Origin of the sequence: Phocaeicola sp. RTP21198st1_B8_RTP21198_201120 (genome assembly GCF_040929485.1) — a bacterium.
GTDB classification, from domain to species: Bacteria; Bacteroidota; Bacteroidia; order Bacteroidales; family Bacteroidaceae; genus Phocaeicola; species Phocaeicola dorei.
Window position 1 is genome coordinate 58158 of sequence record NZ_JBCOCI010000014.1, and the last position, 19411, is coordinate 77568.

Below are 19411 nucleotides of genomic sequence, written 5' to 3' on the forward strand. Positions count from 1 at the left end.
CCCACCTTCGTAATAAGAAAGGCAGGGCTGTAAGGGTATTGGGAAAGTTGAGTATAAGATTGGATTATAGTGTCACGCCTGTCTTGAAGATAGCGATTTCACGATAATTCTTCTTTTCATTATTTACCGGTTCTCCGCTGGCAACCCGGATGATATAGTCTATAAAACGCTCGCAAGTCTTTTCCATCGGTTCGTTTTCTACGATGACTCCGGCATTGAAATCAATCCATCCCGGTTTGTTTTTAGCCAGAGTGGAGTTGGTAGAGATCTTCATGGTGGGAACAAACGTACCGAACGGAGTACCGCGGCCGGTAGTGAAGAGCACCATGTGACAACCGCAAGAGGCGAGGGCGGTAGCCGCTACCAAGTCGTTGCCCGGTGCGGAAAGCAAGTTCAAACCTTTCACTTTCAGGCGGTCACCATAGCCCATAACGCCGTCAACGTATGCCTTGCCGCATTTCTGGGTACATCCCAGCGCTTTGTCTTCCAAGGTGGAGATACCACCTGCCTTGTTGCCTGGTGACGGATTTTCGCCCACAGGTTCGCCGTGTGACAGGAAATATTCCTTAAAATCATTAATCAGATGTACGGTCTGTTCGAACAACTCCTTAGTGCGGCAGCGGTTCATTAGGATCGTTTCCGCACCAAACATTTCGGGAACCTCTGTCAGTACCGAAGTACCACCCTGAGCAATCAGGAAGTCAGAGAACATGCCCAGCAACGGATTGGCGGTGATCCCTGAGAAACCGTCCGAACCACCGCATTTCAAACCTACACGTAATTCAGACAGAGGAACGTCCTCGCGTACATCGGCTTTGGCCTTGGCATACAGCTCACGCAGAATCTTCATGCCTTCTTCAAATTCATCCCCCACTTTTTGAGTTACCATAAATTTCACGCGGTCTGTGTCATAATCACCCAAAAACTCGCGGAAAACATCCGGCTGGTTGTTCTCGCAACCCAGACTGACAATCAGTACGGCTCCTGCATTGGGATGCAGAATCATGTCGCGGAGAATTTTCTTGGTATTCTCGTGGTCATCACCCAACTGCGAACAGCCATAGTTGTGAGGAAAAGCCATGATGGCGTCCACGCCTTCACCGTTGGTTTCGCGGCGTAACGCTTCGGCCAGTTGGCCGATGATACCATTTACACAACCCACGGTAGGGATAATCCATACCTCGTTACGGATCCCCACATCACCGTTCTTGCGGCGGTATCCTTTGAACGTCAGGTCTTTCTTCGGGATATTGAGGTCTACGCTGACCGGATTGTAGGTATAATCCAACAGACCGGCAAGATTAGTCTTTATCTGATTTTCGTTAATCCAGTGTCCTTGTTCCACGGCGGTCAGGGCATGGCCGATGGGGTAGCCATACTTGATGATGTTCTCGCCCTGGGCGAAATCTTTCAGTGTCACCTTATGGCCGGCGGGCACGTCTTCTTTCAAAGTGATGACATGACCATCTACCGTGATGGTTTCGCCTGCTTTTAAATCCGAGATAGCCACCACTACGTTATCAGCCGGATTAATTTTCAAATACTTTGTTTCCATTTCTATTTTTAGTTATTAGATTTACTTTTTATGTGCGTCCAGATAGAAATCCACATTCTCCACCGCAAGCAGGGTGATAGGCATATAGTTACATTGCTTCACCTCTTTTTTGAATATCAGGTGGTTGCACAGGCTCTCTACGCCGCTGTATCCTTGTGCGGTAGGTTGCTGCGCGATCAGGAAATCTACAGCACCCTCTTTCAGACAAGAGACGTTCCGGCGTAACAAATCGTACCCAATCAGTTTGAAATTTTTCATATTGTGTCCGATGAGATATTCGCCTACAATGTATACTTTCGAGTTGAACGTGATGCCGCACGTAATCTGTGGGTTCTCCTGGAAGAAGCGGTTCATCAGTGCCTCGTCCTCGTCCGGGCGCTTGGCATAGAGATTCAGTTCCACTATCTTGCAGTCGGGAAAATGCTCCTGCATATATTTTCTGAATCCTTTTTCACGGTTTTCCTGCTGGTTCGATCCCAGGCGTCCTTCGTTGATTTGTCTGAAGATAACAATTTCCTTGGGACATTCTCCCAGCATCATGGCCATGCGGGCGGCAAAGTATCCGCTTTGATCGGATTTCTGCCCGAAGAATGCCAGTGGGTTCAGACTGTCCACATTGGAGTCTATAAATATATAAGGTATTTCCCGTTCTTGTAATTTGTTGGTAAATCTGGCCGTCATTTCAGGAATAGTGGGGGCAAGCAATACGCCGTCCGGCTCTTTTCTCAGTATGTCCTCACCGGCGTTGATGAAGGAGGAATATTCATATTGGTCATAGTACACCACGGACAGGGTGATGTGGAAATCAGAAAAAGTCTCTACGGCTCTTTTCATCCCCATCTCCACATCGGTCCAGTAATCGCCTTCCTTGTGCTGTGGCAGCAGGCAGACGAACAGATACTTTTTGTTGGACGCCAAAGCGCTGGCATACATATTGGGCTGATAGTCCAGTTGCTTCAATATTTCTTCCACCCGTTTCCGGCTGGCTTCGGATACTCCTGTGCGGCCATGCAATACACGGTCCACTGTGCCGACTGATACATCTGCCAGGCGGGCGATATCCTTAATTCTGATTCTTTCGGGCAGTTTATTCATACCTTATTATATATATTGTGCTCGTACACACTAATAATTTATTTTTTTTCGACACAAATATATAACAATTTTTGGTTTTAAAAAAATAAATAGTACCTTTGTGCACGCACACGGATGAATTATTTGAGTGCTCCGTTGAGTACAAGGTTATGATGTGATTCGTCTATAAGTGTGTAAACCAGTAATTTAATTGGATTAGAAGTTAAACGAATAAATATATAACAATTTAAAATCACGAAATTATGGGAAAAGTAGTAACCTTAGGTGAAATTATGTTGAGATTGTCAACTCCGGGAAACACACGTTTTGTACAGTCGGATTCATTTGATGTTGTTTATGGCGGTGGTGAAGCGAACGTAGCGGTGAGCTGCGCGAACTACGGTCACGAAGCTTATTTCGTAACCAAATTGCCGAAACACGAAATAGGACAGTCTGCTGTGAATGCATTGCGTAAATATGGTGTGAAGACCGATTTCATCAGTCGTGGTGGCGACCGCGTAGGTATCTATTATCTGGAAACAGGAGCTTCCATGCGTCCTAGCAAAGTAATTTATGACCGTGCCCACTCGGCTATCGCCGAAGCCGATCCTTGCGATTTCGATTTTGATGCTATCATGGAAGGTGCGGACTGGTTCCATTGGTCAGGTATCACTCCGGCTATTTCTGACAAGGCTGCTGAACTGACCAAGCTGGCTTGTGAAGCTGCAAAACGTCATGGTGTTACTGTGTCTGTTGACTTGAATTTCCGCAAGAAACTGTGGACAAAAGAAAAAGCACAGTCTATCATGAAACCGTTGATGCAGTATGTAGATGTATGTATAGGTAACGAAGAAGATGCTGAACTTTGTCTGGGATTCAAACCGGAAGCGAATGTGGAAGCCGGTGAAACCAATGCGGAAGGTTACAAAGGAATCTTTAAGGCTATGGCAAAGGAATTCGGCTTTAAATATGTAGTGTCTACCTTGCGTGAATCATTCTCGGCTACTCATAACGGTTGGAAGGCTATGATTTACAACGGAGAAGAATTTTATGAATCAAAACGCTATGACATCAACCCGATTATTGACCGTGTAGGTGGTGGCGACTCATTCTCCGGAGGTATCATTCATGGTCTGTTGACTAAACCGAATCAAGGTGTCGCCCTTGAATTCGCTGTTGCCGCTTCTGCTTTGAAGCATACTATCAACGGTGACTTCAATTTGGTATCTGTAGACGAAGTGGAAGCATTGGCCGGTGGCGATGCCAGCGGACGTGTACAACGCTAAATTTGTTTTTTATAAGGAACATGAATGACGCAAATAACGCAAATTTTTGATACATGTTTTATTTGTATCATTTGTGTTCCAATCTTTCATTTAAACTAAAATATGAAATTATGGCTCGTTTTGATAAAATAGCAGTGTTGAACAAGATTGGTTCAACCGGAATGGTTCCTGTGTTCTACCATAAAGATGCAGAAGTGGCAAAGAAAGTGGTGAAAGCTTGTTATGATGGCGGAGTTCGTGCATTTGAATTTACAAACCGTGGTGACTTTGCTCATGAAGTATTCGCGGAAGTTGTGAAATACGCGGCAAAGGAATGTCCTGAAATGGCTATGGGAGTAGGTTCTATCGTTGATCCTGCTACTGCTGCTCTTTACTTGCAGCTAGGCGCTTGCTTTGTGGTAGGTCCGTTGTTTAATCCAGAAATCGCTAAAGTGTGCAACCGTCGTTTGGTGGCTTATACTCCGGGATGCGGAAGCGTGTCCGAGGTGGGTTTCGCTCAGGAAGTAGGTTGTGATCTTTGCAAAATATTCCCGGGTGATGTATTGGGAGCAAAATTGGTTAAAGGTTTGCTGGCTCCGATGCCTTGGTCTAAACTGATGGTGACCGGTGGTGTGGAGCCGACTCAGGAAAATCTGACTTCTTGGATTAAGGCAGGTGTGTTCTGTGTAGGTATGGGTTCTAAATTGTTCCCTGGCGACAAGGTAGCCGCAGAAGACTGGGCGTATGTAACTGCAAAGTGTAAAGAGGCATTAGGCTACATTGCAGAAGCCCGCGCAAATAAATAAGAAAAAGATCAGCTCATGCCCGCAAGGGGTTAGTGAATTAGGGCGTGAGTATCATTTTGTTTAAAGGTGTATATAAAATGGGTAAGGGCCATCGCGAAGTGTATTCGCGGTGGCTTTTCACTTTCCGGCGTGTGCTTGAAGCGGGATGGTGGTAAAAATATTCTTGTAAAGATTGGTAGATAGAATAAAAATTTGTTCTTTTGCACCATTTCTTAAAAAAATAAAATGAAGCGTTTAATCTAAAACACACAAAAATGAAAAAAGCATTATTAAAGGTAACCGTCATGTTGTTATGTTTGGCGGGGGTAACTCCTGTAATGGCCCAGTTTAATTTGAAGAAGGCAGTGGGGGGAGCCGTAAAGGCTGCAAAGGCGGTGACTTTGACCGATGAGCAGATGACAGAGTATGTAAAGGAGTACATTGACTGGATGGATAAGCATAATCAGGTTTGTGCGGACGATGATCCGTATACTGTCCGTTTGAAAAAACTGACTGAAGGGTTGACCGAAGTGGAAGGGATGCCGCTGAATTTCAAAGTATATTATGTGATTGATGTAAACGCGTTTGCTTGTGCCGACGGCAGCGTGCGTGTGTTTTCTTCACTGATGGATATCATGACAGATGAAGAGTTGTTGGGAGTAATAGGCCATGAGGTAGGTCATGTGGCACACAAAGACTCAAAGAACGGTTTCCGTACCGCATTGCTGACATCGGCATTGAAAGATGGTATTTCATCACAAGGAGGAAAAGCGGCTGCCCTGACAGATTCCCAGTTGGGTGACTTGGGAGAGGCATTGGTTAATGCTACTTATTCACAAAAACAGGAACGCGCCGCCGATGATTATGGTTACGAGTTTCTGAAGAAAGCAGGTAAGAATCCTTGGGCGATGGCATTATCATTCCAGAAATTGAAAAAATTGCAAGAAGAGGCAGGAGCACAGAAAAGCAGCAAGCTGAATCAGTTGTTCTCTACTCATCCCGATCTTGACGCACGTATCCAGCGTATGGAGGAACGTGCTACAAGCGAAGGTATTGAGAAACCTGCAAACACGATGGAGGAAACAGCGAAATAAATGGTTTCCGGCAATGTAGGTGTTATACACATAATAGAGGGTGTCCATTTCAATGGTGGACACCCTCTTCTTTTTTGGGAGATTTTTTTGCATGACCTTATCTTGCCTCCCGGCGGGATAAAATCTGAATTTATTATGAGAGAAATCCTTATTGGGAGAAAATCAAAGTCCAAAGTTCAGGTTAAAAGAATCAAGTGTTCTTTTTCGTCTAGATTATAGAAGGAAATCTCTTGGTACAAAGATACGCTTATTTTAATGGTTGCCGAATTCCCTGTAGGGTTATATCATAGCTAGATTTCCTAAAATGATGGCAAAAATTCCTTTTTTCTTTCTGATACTTTGCCTTCTCTTTACATTGTGCTATATGCTATGTGTTGTAAATCAGAAGGTTAATAGTGTATATTGTTTCTAGACTATGCAAAAATAGGGTGGCTTAATATAAGTGAAAATCACTATCTTTGTATAAACCAGCAGAAAGAAATGCACAAAACAGTTTAGCCATGATGAATTACGCATACGATACATCTTTGCAGGAAACGATGATACTGACTGAAGCGTTTCACACAGACAGGGTCATCTGTGACAATGGTAGTCTGTATAAGTTTATATGGGTCCAGGAAGGCAAACTGACATTGATAGTAGACCATGTGGAAATAGAGATGGAGCAGGATGAAATCATCTCTGTGAGTAATCTTCACCGCACGGAGTTCAAGAATGTATCGGGCAGGTATCTTGCTCTTCTTTTCAACGAGAATTTTTACGGCATTTACAAGCATGAGAAAGAAGTGTCGTGCAGTGGAGTGCTGTTTAGCGGAACTTCCGGTATAGTGCATCTGCGGCTCCCGATAACCGATTCCGAACTGTTGCACGAGGTGGTGGACAGAATGGTTACCGAATACATTCTGCGGGATAACCTGCAGGGAGAAATGCTCCGCCTGCTGCTGAAACGTTTCATCATTCTGTGTACCCGGTTGGCCCGTAAGCAGTTGTCCGGCTTTCCGGTTAATGAAAAAGGTTTTGACATCATCCAGCGTTATTATGTGTTGGTGGACAATCATTTCAAGGAGAAAAAGCAGGTACAGGCATATGCTGCTTTGTTGCATCGTTCTCCCAAGACGCTTTCCAATTTATTTGCCGCATACGGTATGCCTTCCCCTTTGAAGATTATACAAGAACGAGTGGTGACCGAAGCGAAACGGCTGTTGCTGCATACCTCGCATAGCATCAAAGAAATATCGGTGATTTTGGGCTTTGAAAGTGTGGGTACTTTCAGCCGCTTCTTTAAGAATATGACGGGGGAAAATACCTCGGCATACCGGAAAAGATTGCAATAAATAAGAACCGGTTCTTATTGCTATTAATTTTGATAAAAACAGGGACTTTTTCCATGTTTTATGTAGTTATTCTGAAACAGTATCCGTTATCTGATTAAAAAAACAAGCATCAAAACTTTCTATCTATCTAATTTTCTTGTAAATTTGCACCTTAATTTTTGGAAGGTATTGCCTTTTAGTTAGAGAATACAAGAAAACGATATAAAATTATGAGTAAGAAATTTGCTGAACACTCGCAACTCAACCTATCACAGGTCAATAAAGATGTGCTGAAGAAGTGGGATGAAAACGATGTTTTCGCCAAGAGTATGACAGAACGTGAAGGATGTCCTTCTTTCGTGTTTTACGAAGGACCTCCCTCGGCTAATGGTATGCCGGGTATTCACCACGTGATGGCACGTACCATTAAAGATACTTTCTGCCGCTATAAAACCATGAAAGGGTTCCAGGTAAAACGCAAGGCCGGATGGGATACTCACGGACTGCCTGTGGAACTGGGTGTGGAAAAAGCATTGCATATCACCAAGGAGGATATCGGAAAGACCATTTCTGTTGCCGAGTACAACGCGGCTTGCCGTAAGGACGTGATGAAGTTTACCAAAGAGTGGACAGACCTTACTCATAAGATGGGTTACTGGGTGGACTTGGAGAATCCATACATCACTTATGACAACCGCTATATTGAAACGTTGTGGTGGCTTTTGAAGCAGCTTTATAACAAAGGTCTGCTGTATAAAGGCTACACCATCCAGCCTTACTCTCCGGCTGCCGGAACAGGATTGAGCTCGCACGAGTTGAACCAGCCGGGCTGTTACCGTGATGTGAAAGACATCACTGTGGTAGGACAGTTCAAGATGAAGAATCCGAAACCCGAGATGGCGGAATGGGGAACTCCTTATTTTCTGGCGTGGACAACTACTCCGTGGACATTGCCTTCGAATACGGCATTGTGCGTAGGACCGAAAATAGACTATGTGGCCGTGCAGACTTACAACGGATATACCGGAGAAAAGATGACTGTAGTATTGGCAAAAGCCTTGCTCTATACTCACTTTAACAAGAAAGCGGAGGAACTTGCCTTGGAAGACTATAAGCCGGGTGACAAACTGATTCCGTTCAAAGTAGTGGGTGAATATAAAGGACCGGATCTGGTAGGCATGGAATACGAACAGCTTATTCCTTGGGTGAAACCGGTGACGGTAGATGAAAACGGAAAATGGCAAGAAGCGGCCGGTCAGGCATTCCGTGTCATTCTCGGTGACTATGTAACTACCGAAGATGGTACGGGTATCGTACATATCGCTCCGACATTCGGTGCGGACGATGCTTTTGTAGCACGTGCGGCAGGTATTCCTTCTCTGTTCATGATAAACAAGAAGGGTGAAACCCGTCCTATGGTGGATCTGACTGGTAAATTCTATCTGTTGGACGAACTGGACGAGACTTTCGTGAAGGAATGTGTGGACGTAGAGAAATATAAGGAATATCAGGGTCGGTGGGTGAAGAATGCTTACGATCCTCAGTTTACTGTAGATGGCAAGTACGATGAAAAAGCTGCCGCTGCCGCCGAATCACTCGATATCTATATCTGTATGATGATGAAAGCCGGCAACAAGGCGTTCAAGATAGAAAAGCATGTGCACAATTATCCGCACTGCTGGCGTACTGACAAACCGGTGCTCTACTATCCGCTGGACAGTTGGTTCATCCGATCTACCGCAGCCAAAGAGCGCATGATGGAACTGAACAAGACTATCAACTGGAAACCGGAATCTACCGGGACAGGCCGTTTCGGCAAGTGGTTGGAAAACTTGAATGACTGGAATTTGAGCCGTTCTCGTTATTGGGGGACTCCGCTGCCTATCTGGCGCAGTGAAGAGGGAGAAGAGCTTTGTATCGGTTCTGTAGAGGAATTGTATAATGAAATAGAAAAATCAATAGCTGCCGGATTTATGACCGCCAATCCTTATAAGGAAAAAGGTTTTGTTCCGGGCGAATATAACGGGGAGAACTATGATAAGATAGACCTTCACCGTCCGTATGTGGATGATATCATCTTGGTGTCTGAAAGCGGCAAGCCGATGAAACGTGAGGCCGACTTGATTGATGTGTGGTTCGACTCCGGTGCGATGCCTTACGCGCAGTTGCACTATCCGTTCGAAAATAAGGAAATTGTGGACAACCGTACTTATTATCCTGCGGATTTCATTGCAGAAGGGGTGGATCAGACCCGTGGCTGGTTCTTTACGCTACATGCTATCGCTACGATGGTATTCGACAGTGTGGCTTACAAGAACGTAATCTCTAATGGCTTGGTTTTGGATAAGAACGGAAACAAAATGTCAAAACGTCTGGGCAATGCGGTGGATCCGTTCGGCGCTATCGAACAGTATGGCTCCGATCCTTTGCGTTGGTACATGATTACCAATTCTTCTCCGTGGGATAACTTGAAATTTGATACCGATGGGGTGGATGAGGTTCGTCGTAAATTCTTCGGTACCTTATATAATACCTATTCGTTCTTTGCACTTTATGCCAATGTGGATGGTTTCGCTTATCAGGAAGCAGAAGTGCCGGTAAATGAACGTCCCGAGATAGACCGTTGGATTCTGTCTGTTCTGAATTCATTGGTGAAGAACGTGGACGCTTGTTACAACGATTACGAACCGACCAAGGCAGGACGTTTGATTACAGACTTCGTAAATGATAATTTGAGTAACTGGTACGTGCGCTTGAACCGTAAACGTTTCTGGGGTAATGCTATGTCACAGGATAAGCTGTCCGCTTATCAGACATTGTATACTTGTCTTGAAACAGTGGCTAGGCTGATGGCACCTGTCGCTCCGTTCTATGCCGACCGTTTGTATACAGATTTGATTGCCGTTACAGGTCGTGACACCGTGGTTTCTGTACACTTGGCCAAGTTCCCGGAATGTAATGAGGCATTGATAGACGGAGAACTGGAAGCGCGTATGCAGATGGCTCAGGATGTTACTTCTATGGTATTGGCATTGCGCCGTAAAGTCAATATCAAAGTGCGCCAGCCGTTGCAGTGTATCATGGTTCCGGTGGTGGACGAAGAGCAGAAAATGCACATCGAAGCCGTAAAAGACTTGATTATGAACGAAGTGAATGTGAAAGAAATCAAGTTTGTAGACGGAGCTGCAGGCGTATTGGTGAAAAAGGTGAAATGTGACTTTAAAAAACTGGGTCCGAAATTCGGCAAACAGATGAAAGCTGTTGCCGCAGCCGTAGCCGGAATGTCGCAAGAAGCTATTGCCGAATTGGAGAAAAATGGTAAATATACCTTTATGCTTGATGGTGCGGAAACGGTTATCGAAACAACGGATGTGGAGATCTTCAGTGAGGATATTCCGGGATGGCTGGTTGCCAATGAAGGCAAACTGACTGTGGCTTTGGAGGTTACCGTAACCGAAGAACTGCGTCGTGAGGGGGTTGCCCGTGAGTTGGTAAACCGTATACAGAATATCCGTAAGAGTAGTGGTTTTGAGATAACAGACAAAATAAAAGTGGCATTATCTAAAAATCCTCAAACCGATGATGCGGTAAATGAATATAATACTTATATTTGTAACCAAGTTCTTGCTAACTCCTTGGAATTAGTGGATGAAGTGAAGAACGGTACAGAATTAAATTTTGATGATTTCTCACTTTATGTGAGTGTCGTAAAAGAATAATTAACCTTTTAAAACTAAGTTATATGGCTGAAAAAACTAGATATTCAGATGCGGAACTTGAGGAATTCCGTGCTATTATCATGGAAAAACTGGAATTGGCTCAGCGCGACTATGATAGACTGAAAAGTAGTATCATGAATAAGGACGGTAATGATACGGACGATACTTCCCCTACTTATAAAGTTTTGGAAGAAGGTGCTAATACATTGTCTAAAGAAGAAACAACCCGGTTGGCGGCACGTCAGCTGAAGTTTATCCAAGGATTGCAGGCGGCACTGATACGTATCGAAAATAAAACTTATGGTATTTGCCGTGAAACCGGTAAGTTGATTCCGAAGGAAAGGCTTCGTGCAGTACCTCATGCAACACTGAGCATTGAGGCAAAGAACGAAGGAAAGAAATAAAATAGTGGTTAATGGTTAGTGATTAATAGTTAATGAGTTTCACTGTCATGTTACAGTATTAACCGCTAATCATTAACCATTAATTAATTTTCAATTTAATAAATGAAGAAACTACTCACCAAGGGGCAGCTCTCTGTTCTTATTGTCTTTGGAATTCTGATTATCGACCAGATAATAAAGATATTGGTAAAGACCAATATGTACTGGCATGAGAGTATCCGCATAACAGATTGGTTTTATATCTATTTTACAGAAAATAACGGCATGGCTTTCGGTATGGAAATATTTGGAAAGTTATTCCTTACTACCTTCCGTATTGTAGCTGTGGGATTGATTATCTGGTATCTGGCAAAAATCGTGAAACAGAATTATAAGACTGGTTATATTGTATGTATCTCTTTAATTTTGGCAGGGGCTATCGGTAATATTATAGACAGTGTGTTCTATGGAGTTATTTTTAATGAAAGTACTCATAGTACCATCGCTTCTTTTGTTCCGGTAGGTGAAGGGTATTCGGAATGGTTACATGGTAAAGTGGTGGATATGTTCTATTTTCCCATTATTGAAACCAACTGGCCCGAATGGATACCGGGAATAGGAGGGGAACATTTCATATTTTTCAGTCCGATATTTAATTTTGCCGATGCCGCCATCAGTTGCGGTATTGTGGCGTTGTTGTTATTTTACGGTAAATATCTGAATAAGAATATTCACCCGTCAGCAGAAGAAATTAAAGAATAAATGATGCGTCGCAAGAATATTACTTGGGTGTGGCTGCTGGGTGCGGCTTTTATGGTGGGGTGTGGTAAGCAAGTGCCTGAAAATATTATCCAGCCGGACAGGATGGAGAATATCTTGTACGATTATCATTTAAGTATCTCCATGGGCAATAATCTGAGTTATTCTGATAATTATCAAAAGGAAGCATATAAGAACTATGTTTTCGAGAAGCATCATATTACTGAAGCTGAATTCGATTCGTCCATGGTGTGGTACACACGTCACACAGAGGAACTTGCCAGCCTCTATAAAAAGCTGGGGGAACGCTTCCGCAGTGAAAAAAAACACATGCAGGAGTTACTGGCATTGCGTGAGAATAAACCGGCTGTATCGTTGCCGGGAGATACTGTGGATGTATGGTATGACCGTAAACTTTATTGGCTGACAGATGTTCCGTTGGCGAATAAGGTGACTTTTGAGATTCCCGCTGATAGTAATTTCAAAGCAAAGGATGCTTTCCTGTGGTCGGCTGATTGTATATTCCTTTCGGAAGGAGAACGGAGAGCCACTATGGGGTTCAATATTTTGTTTGATAATGATTCTGTGGTGGGACGTGTGAAGGATATCACGTGTTCTGGTGTGCAGACCTTGTATATAAAGCCTGATTCTGCTTTTGCCATCAAGAGTGTGAACGGATTTATTTACTATATGGATAGTGATTCGTCAACGAATAAGCCGGGACTGATTATCAATAATATTACTTTGACCCGTTATCATGAACCGGTAGATACAATGACAGTTGCCGGAAAGGATAGTTTGGCTGTGGAACGGCGTGTTGGAACAGATTCGATGGTAACAGAGAAAAAAGCAGATTCGATTCAATCGGTGGATATCAGGAAAAATGTTCCCGTCCGTATGAATCCACGTGAGATGAAGGAGAATAATGCGGCAGATCATTCTCACTCAGATCGTCCTCAGAGAATCAAGCGCAGAAATTAATTATTTTTTGTGGGTATGAGACGTTTTGCTTGTCATTATCTTTATGTTTCGGCAGATGGCTGTTATTCTAAATATGTAGTGGAGTTGGAAGATAGCGATAGAGTGCGTGCATATTTTCCATTGAAGGAGGAGATTAGTGCGACACAATGGATAGGCGGAGTGATTATTATTTCTCCGATGTATGAGTTGGATATTTGTTCCGGAGAGAAATTTGTTGATTTCCTGCACCGTGCCATGCTGGAAACAGAACTTGAGCAACCTGTATATGCATGGCATATAGCTGATTTTGATTTGCCGGGAAAGGAGTTTACAGCAGGAAGCAGACTGGTACGCTTATAATGTATGCTTTGGGTAGAGCTGTAGTATTTCTCATTCAGAAATTATTGGATATGCCGATGGAAATATGAATTTTAAGGTAATAAACGTCTTCTGAACTCCGAGCAAACCACTGCTGTGGCAATTGCCACATTCAATGATTCGGAGGTTTCCCGTTCTTGAGGATAATTGGGAATGTATAACTTCTTGTTTATCAGCTTCTCTACTTCAGGACTTACTCCTTTTCCTTCGTTTCCCATGACAATCAATCCATGAGCCGATAGGGATTCTGCATAAATAATGTTCCCGCTTAAAAAAGTGCCGTATACAGGAATATCGGCCAGGCTTTCAATAAGCTGTGGTAAAGAACAGTAATGAACTTTTACTCTAGCCAATGCCCCCATGGTTGCCTGTACGGTTTTGGGATTATACACATCTGCTGTCCCTGCCGAGCAGAAGATATGCTCAATGCCAAACCAGTCTGCCAAGCGGATAATGGTTCCCAGATTTCCGGGATCTTGTACATCGTCCAACGCCAGGCATAGAGAACTTTTAATAACTTCCGGATTTAAATCATAAAAAGGTTGTACAAAAACGGCCAATACCTCTTGGGGGGTCTTTTGAAGGCTGGCACGTGACAACTCTTCTTGTGTTACTTCAATAATTTCGTTGGCCGTGACAGGGTGGTTTATTTTCAGCCAATTGGAAGTGGCAATCAGTAACTTGCAGGGGAAGTAGCCTAATAAATCGCCTACCAATTTATGTCCTTCGGCCACAAAAACTTGTTCTTCTTTGCGTTTTTTTTTCAGTTCCAACGAACGGATATATTTTATTTTGTTTTTGCTCAGCATGATAATTTCTATTTAATAACAAATATTTGGAGCAAAGCTAAGAAGATATTTTCAATTAATATCTATCTTTGTAGATAAATTTGCGAAGGTTACGGATTTGTATGAAGAAAAGCGCACGCCCATATATATGCACATTTATTATAGCACTATGCACCTCGTGTTCGGTCAGTAAATTTATTCCTGAGGATAAATATTTATTGGATGAGGTCAGGATTGTATCTGAGACGAAAGAGGTGAAGCCGTCACTATTCAATTCATATATTCGTCAGAATCCTAATGCCAAATGGTTTAATTTGGTTAAGATACCTATGCGCACTTATTGCGTCTCAGGCGTGGACTCCACTAAATGGATTAATCGTTTTTTTAGGAAGATTGGTGATGCTCCGGTAATCTATGATGAATCTGTTGCCCTGAAATCCCAGGAGGAAATAGAGAAAGCGGTACGTAATATGGGGTATATGGGGGCTACTGTGCACTTGGATAAAAAAACGAAGAAGAACAAATTAAAATTGGCTTACCGTATTCATGCCGGGCATCCTTATAGGGTACGTCATGTGGTGTATGATATAGATGATTTGGTTATCAGTAACTACATGCGGCAGGACTCTGCCCAAAGTTTGTTGGCGCCCGGTATGTTGTTTGATGTGAATGTGCTGGATACTGAACGGCAGCGGATTACCAAATTATTGCAAAATAAGGGGTATTATAAGTTCAACAAGGATTTTTTGGTCTATCAGGCGGATACGGCTAGAAATACCTATTTGGTGGATTTGACTCTACGATTACTTCCTTATCAGCGTAGAAAAGAAGATTTGCCGCGGAAGCATAGACAATACAAGGTGGGGGAGGTGAACTTTCTGGCGGATGATGAAATCATGTCGGTGCAGGAAGGAACTTTGGAAGAATTTGACTCTTTGCGATACAAAGGATATAGTATGTATTACAAGGGAAAGGCTTTTCTCCGTCCGCAAGTGTTGGTTGATTTCAATCGTATCCGTCCGGGAGAACTGTATAGTGAACAGGATGTGCAAAACACCTATTCCAATCTGGGGCGTTTGCGTGCCTTGAAATACTCTAATATTCGTTTTCGTGAAGTGAATGGAGAAAATGGTACGCAACTGGACGCGTACGTATTTTTGGCAAAGAACAAAAATAAATCCATGGCGTTTGAAGTAGAAGGAACTAATTCGGCTGGTGACTTGGGAGCGGCTGCCTCGGTTTCTTTTCAGCACCGCAATGTATTCAAAGGTTCCGAAACTTTTATGATGAAAGTACGTGGCGCTTATGAGGCCATTACGGGATTGGGGGTGGCTTCACAGGATTATGTGAATGATAATTACATGGAGTATGGGATAGAAAGCAGCTTGAATTTCCCTCAGTTCATGTTTCCTTTTCTATCATCGAATTTTAAAAAGAAAATTAGAGCTACTTCAGAGGTCGGCTTAAAGTTCACATCGCAAGTTCGTCCGGAATTCTCGCGTACACTGGCTTCTGCTTCATGGAGTTATAAATGGACTGACAGGAAACGTATGCAACACCGTTTGGATTTGGTAGATGTCAATTATGTATATATGCCTAGAAAGTCATCGGCTTTTCAGGAATATTTGGACAGCATGAGTCTGAGGAATTCAGCTTTGAAAGCCAGTTATGAAAATCAGCTTGTTGTGCGTACAGGGTACAGCTTTACCTATAACAGTGCAGGAAACGCCATGATGCGTACACCTACTAAAAATTCCTATTCTATTCGTGCCAATATTGAAGAGGCTGGTAATTTACTATATGTTGCTTCCAAATTGGTTCACCCTAATCCGAAAGATGGAGAAGATTATGTGCTGGCAAATATTCCTTTTGCTCAATATGTGAAAGCAGATTTTGATTTTGCAAAGAATTTCATGATAGATCCGCGTAACTCATTTGTGTTTCATATAGGAGTGGGGGTGGCCTATCCGTATGGTAACTCCAAAATGCTTCCTTTTGAAAAGAGATATTTTTCCGGTGGCGCGAACAGTGTACGTGGGTGGTCTGTGCGTTCTTTGGGGCCTGGTGTTTATAAAGGTAGTGAGGATGGGAGAATGGACTTTATCAATCAGGCTGGTGATATTAAATTGGACTTGAATATAGAATATCGTACTCATTTGTTTTGGAAATTGAATGGAGCGGCTTTTGTGGATGCCGGTAATATCTGGACTATTCGTGATGACTCCGGACAGGAAGGTGGTTTATTCAAATTTAACGAGTTTTATAAACAGATAGCTGTAGCATACGGTTTGGGAATCCGTTTTGATCTGGATTATTTGATTTTGCGTTTTGATGGTGGCATGAAGGCCATAAATCCTGTGGAAACAGGTAAAAAACGATATCCTGTTATCCGACCGCGCTTTAGCCGTGATTTTGCTTTTCACTTTGCAGTAGGTTATCCATTTTAAAGAAAAATATATAATATGATGAAAGAAAGAAAGAGAACATATACTGAGGAGGAGGTTAATGAGTTGAAAAAATGGTTTGATTCTCAATCACTTCCTCCAACAATGCAGATAGATAAGGCTGCTTTTACTCCTAATTTAAAGGATACGGTAGATATGCTGTTTGAGCAGGCCTATGTATGTTACGAAAATCCTAAAATGCAGGGATGTCTTTATTTGTTAGAGAAAATTAAGAGCAATTTGGAAAAAAACGGGGCAGGAGCGTGAGCAATTAGCATTTCATATTGTTATCAAGGTATTATAATTTAATACTGACAGTATGAAGAAGAATTTATTATTGTATGGTGTATTTCTTTGCGCCCTCTCCATGTCCTCTTGTTCCGGTGGTTCCAAGAGTAGTCACGTTATGGATAGCAGTAGCATGAGTGTGGAGAATGCGAATGAAGTGATGAAGTATTATGATACCTCATTGAAAATCTTGAAAGACTTAGTTAATGAGAATGAGATAAAAGCGGTGCTGGGCTACTTGGATCAGAAGATGCCGGTAGATTCTCTGCCTGTGGTATCACAGCCTGTGGTTTCTGTTCAAGATACAGTGTTTGTTTCTAATCCGGGAAATTACTTCAACGAGAATGACCGTCAGAATCTGAAGGAAAATTATGGCCGTTTGTTCCGGTCGATTTCTGCATTTTATGAGAACTATAAGACTTACCGGCTGTATATGCAGGATCAATCATATAAAAAGGATAATAATGCTTTGGCGGATAAAATAAGAAAAGAGGAGCTATTATTGAGTATTGCTTTATCTGAATACAAACAGGTTATTTTTGATATATTAACTCCGATGGTTGAGGGGGCTAAAATAACTCTGACTCCTATAAAGGGAGATGTTAAAGATAAATAGAAGTATAACAGGCAGCTGGAAGGTTGCCTGTTTGGATTGTATTATGTGAATTAAATCCTTGTTGTTCTCTGCTTTGTTGTTAAGGAAGCTATTTCATTTCCAATCTTCTTGATTTTTTCTCTTAAATATTTTCAGTCTGTTCAAGAACTATTTTTAGATATATCTTTTATACGTTCCCCTTTAGAGAAACTTGACATTCCGGTAGGAGATGCTTGCTTGTAGATTTTTATTGTTTAAGTTTATGCTATAATGATGAAAAAGCCAAAAGGGTATGTATATAGGATAAATAGAACTCAGATGGATTGCTGATATTGTTTTAATTGTCCATTTAATGGGTTGAATTTAATAAAATTGTTAATAACTTTCACATAACTTTTCTATAAATAATGTGAAGTTTAATAAGGTGTTTTTTATCTTTGTAGCAGATTAATTGTAAAAAAGTGCTGTAATATTATTTGTTATGGAAAAATCGTATGTTATAAATAGAATTAAAGAATTATGCAATAAAAAGAATGACAGAGAGATAGCTTTGGATTTCTCTTATAATAATAGGATATTCCATGCAAAATATTTATTTTTAGGCAATGACCTTTATATTACAGATACATTAAATGTTATTGAGTTAAAGGATTTGGATATGGGAGTTTTGAGCAGACTTAGCGAATTATTAAAAATATAAGATAACTGATTTTCCTTGTGCAGTCATTGATGGCTGTACGCTCATTTGTATTTTAAAGCGGTGGCCCGGGAGGGGTAGCCGCTTTTGTTTGATGGACTTATAACAAAAAAGGAATAACTTTTGTTACTCCTTTCGTACACCCTCAGGGATTCGAACCCTGGACCCACTGATTAAGAGTCAGTTGCTCTACCAACTGAGCTAAGAGTGCAAAATGCAAACTATTTTTCCGTACACCCTCAGGGACTCGAACCCTGGACCCATTGATTAAGAGTCAATTGCTCTACCAGCTGAGCTAAGAGTGCAAAATACAAACTATTTTTTCTTTTGTACACCCTCAGGGATTCGAACCCTGGACCCACTGATTAAGAGTCAGTTGCTCTACCAACTGAGCTAAGAGTGCATTCTTTTCTGATTTGCGGTTGCAAAGGTAGGTGTTTTCTTTTAAACATCCAACATTTTGCATCATTTTTTCACCTTTTCATCGAAATTTATTCAAACTCATAAATATCTGAAGGCGTATTCCGCTTTAAGGCAATGACTTGCACATCTTTGCCAACGATAATCCCTTTGTTTCGTAGTGAGAGTTCTACTGTCTTATATGCCAGTTCGGGGTGATTATTGTCTTTGCTAAGATGACAAAGCCAAATATATTTAAGACTTTCATTGATATTTTCTGCCAAAAAATCGGCGGTTTCGCGGTTACTCATGTGTCCATTAGGCCCGGCAATACGTTCTTTTAAATATTGGGGATAAGGTCCCATTTTCAACATCTCTTCATCGTAATTCGCTTCCAATACCAAATAGTTTGCTTTACATATATATTCGGCGGCAGTGGGAGTGATATGCCCCAAGTCAGTAAGGAAAGAAAATATTTTACCGTCTATATTTATGCAATAGCCAACATTGTCTGTTCCGTCGTGAGGCACTTCAAAGGCAGTAATTGCGAAATCTTCCAATTCCATTGTCTCACCTTTGTGCAGGTAGTGTACGCAGGTCGATAATTTCTCGGTCATGCAATAACTTTTGTTGATTCCTGCATGTACTTCCGGAGTAGAGTAAACAGGAATTCCAAATTTCTCTCCTAAATGCCCTACTGCTTTGATGTGGTCGGCATGATCGTGTGTTATGAATACTGCCCGGATAATATCCAGTCCGATTCCAAGTTCTTTTAATGTTTTTTTTATTGTACGGATGCCAATGCCTGCATCCACCAATATGCCATATCTGTCTGTTCCGAGAAAATAGCAGTTGCCGCTACTTCCGCTTGCGAGACTTATAAATTTGATTTTCATTTTGTTGCTCACCCAATTC

At 42.1% G+C, this 19411-nt stretch carries 17 protein-coding genes and 3 tRNA genes; 13 read left to right on the plus strand and 7 right to left on the minus strand.

The window, feature by feature from the left end:
• Window positions 1–64 precede the first annotated feature (64 nt).
• Both AB5935_RS08600 and AB5935_RS08605 read right to left on the minus strand, forming a co-directional pair.
• Window positions 65–1555, minus strand: a complete 1491-nt coding sequence (locus AB5935_RS08600) for a UxaA family hydrolase (RefSeq protein WP_007835805.1) — start codon at window positions 1553–1555, stop codon at window positions 65–67.
• Between the two features lie 21 nt (window positions 1556–1576).
• Window positions 1577–2650, minus strand: a complete 1074-nt coding sequence (locus AB5935_RS08605; RefSeq protein WP_007835804.1) for a LacI family DNA-binding transcriptional regulator — start codon at window positions 2648–2650, stop codon at window positions 1577–1579.
• A 242-nt stretch (window positions 2651–2892) separates the two neighbouring features.
• Between AB5935_RS08605 and AB5935_RS08610 the strand changes: the two genes are divergently transcribed.
• The 9 genes from AB5935_RS08610 (at window position 2893) to AB5935_RS08650 (ending at window position 13267) form a co-directional block, all read left to right on the plus strand.
• The gene (locus AB5935_RS08610) at window positions 2893–3915 is read left to right on the plus strand and encodes a sugar kinase (RefSeq protein ID WP_038609564.1); all 1023 of its coding nucleotides are present in this window, start codon (window positions 2893–2895) and stop codon (window positions 3913–3915) included.
• A gap of 110 nt (window positions 3916–4025) precedes the next feature.
• Window positions 4026–4700, plus strand: coding sequence for a bifunctional 4-hydroxy-2-oxoglutarate aldolase/2-dehydro-3-deoxy-phosphogluconate aldolase (locus AB5935_RS08615; protein WP_007835796.1), 675 nt, complete (start codon window positions 4026–4028; stop codon window positions 4698–4700).
• 254 nt (window positions 4701–4954) lie between these two features.
• Window positions 4955–5773, plus strand: a complete 819-nt coding sequence (locus AB5935_RS08620; protein ID WP_038609566.1) for a M48 family metallopeptidase — start codon at window positions 4955–4957, stop codon at window positions 5771–5773.
• Window positions 5774–6273: 500 nt separating this feature from the next.
• Window positions 6274–7107 (plus strand): helix-turn-helix domain-containing protein, encoded by an 834-nt coding sequence (locus tag AB5935_RS08625; RefSeq protein ID WP_007835792.1) that lies wholly within the window; start codon window positions 6274–6276, stop codon window positions 7105–7107.
• 209 nt (window positions 7108–7316) lie between these two features.
• Complete coding sequence (ileS, locus tag AB5935_RS08630) at window positions 7317–10805, plus strand: isoleucine--tRNA ligase (protein WP_038609570.1); 3489 nt, start codon at window positions 7317–7319, stop codon at window positions 10803–10805.
• Between the two features lie 23 nt (window positions 10806–10828).
• Window positions 10829–11209 (plus strand): TraR/DksA family transcriptional regulator, encoded by a 381-nt coding sequence (locus AB5935_RS08635; protein WP_007835788.1) that lies wholly within the window; start codon window positions 10829–10831, stop codon window positions 11207–11209.
• Window positions 11210–11311: 102 nt separating this feature from the next.
• Entirely contained in the window at window positions 11312–11950 is a 639-nt protein-coding gene (locus AB5935_RS08640) for a lipoprotein signal peptidase (RefSeq protein ID WP_007835786.1), read from the plus strand.
• 3 nt (window positions 11951–11953) lie between these two features.
• Window positions 11954–12928, plus strand: coding sequence for a DUF4296 domain-containing protein (locus AB5935_RS08645; protein WP_008656620.1), 975 nt, complete (start codon window positions 11954–11956; stop codon window positions 12926–12928).
• Window positions 12929–12943: 15 nt separating this feature from the next.
• Window positions 12944–13267, plus strand: coding sequence for a hypothetical protein (locus AB5935_RS08650; RefSeq protein ID WP_007835783.1), 324 nt, complete (start codon window positions 12944–12946; stop codon window positions 13265–13267).
• A 71-nt stretch (window positions 13268–13338) separates the two neighbouring features.
• On the opposite strand, the gene AB5935_RS08655 is transcribed toward AB5935_RS08650, so the two are convergent.
• Window positions 13339–14094: an RNA methyltransferase gene (locus AB5935_RS08655; protein ID WP_008656623.1), complete on the minus strand. Its 756-nt coding sequence runs from the start codon at window positions 14092–14094 to the stop codon at window positions 13339–13341.
• A gap of 101 nt (window positions 14095–14195) precedes the next feature.
• Here AB5935_RS08655 and AB5935_RS08660 point away from each other — a divergent pair, with 101 nt between their 5' ends.
• From AB5935_RS08660 to AB5935_RS08675, 4 genes are all read left to right on the plus strand, one after another.
• A complete protein-coding gene (locus tag AB5935_RS08660) occupies window positions 14196–16520 on the plus strand; it encodes a BamA/TamA family outer membrane protein (protein ID WP_007844188.1) in 2325 nt (774 codons plus the stop codon).
• Window positions 16521–16535: 15 nt separating this feature from the next.
• Window positions 16536–16784: a DUF6965 family protein gene (locus AB5935_RS08665; protein ID WP_007835778.1), complete on the plus strand. Its 249-nt coding sequence runs from the start codon at window positions 16536–16538 to the stop codon at window positions 16782–16784.
• A gap of 52 nt (window positions 16785–16836) precedes the next feature.
• On the plus strand, window positions 16837–17421 hold the full coding sequence (locus tag AB5935_RS08670; protein ID WP_007844193.1) for a DUF6845 domain-containing protein: 585 nt from the start codon (window positions 16837–16839) through the stop codon (window positions 17419–17421).
• Window positions 17422–17881: 460 nt separating this feature from the next.
• Window positions 17882–18100 carry a hypothetical protein gene (locus tag AB5935_RS08675; RefSeq protein WP_007835775.1) on the plus strand — a complete coding sequence of 73 codons (219 nt, stop codon included), beginning with the start codon at window positions 17882–17884 and terminating at the stop codon, window positions 18098–18100.
• A 135-nt stretch (window positions 18101–18235) separates the two neighbouring features.
• Here AB5935_RS08675 and AB5935_RS08680 read toward each other — a convergent pair.
• From AB5935_RS08680 to AB5935_RS08695, 4 genes are all read right to left on the minus strand, one after another.
• A tRNA-Lys gene (locus AB5935_RS08680) sits at window positions 18236–18308 on the minus strand.
• A 21-nt stretch (window positions 18309–18329) separates the two neighbouring features.
• A tRNA-Lys gene (locus AB5935_RS08685) sits at window positions 18330–18402 on the minus strand.
• Window positions 18403–18427: 25 nt separating this feature from the next.
• Window positions 18428–18500, minus strand: a tRNA-Lys gene (locus AB5935_RS08690).
• A gap of 88 nt (window positions 18501–18588) precedes the next feature.
• Window positions 18589–19392 carry an MBL fold metallo-hydrolase gene (locus tag AB5935_RS08695; RefSeq protein WP_007835774.1) on the minus strand — a complete coding sequence of 268 codons (804 nt, stop codon included), beginning with the start codon at window positions 19390–19392 and terminating at the stop codon, window positions 18589–18591.
• Between the last annotated feature and the right edge of the window lie 19 nt (window positions 19393–19411).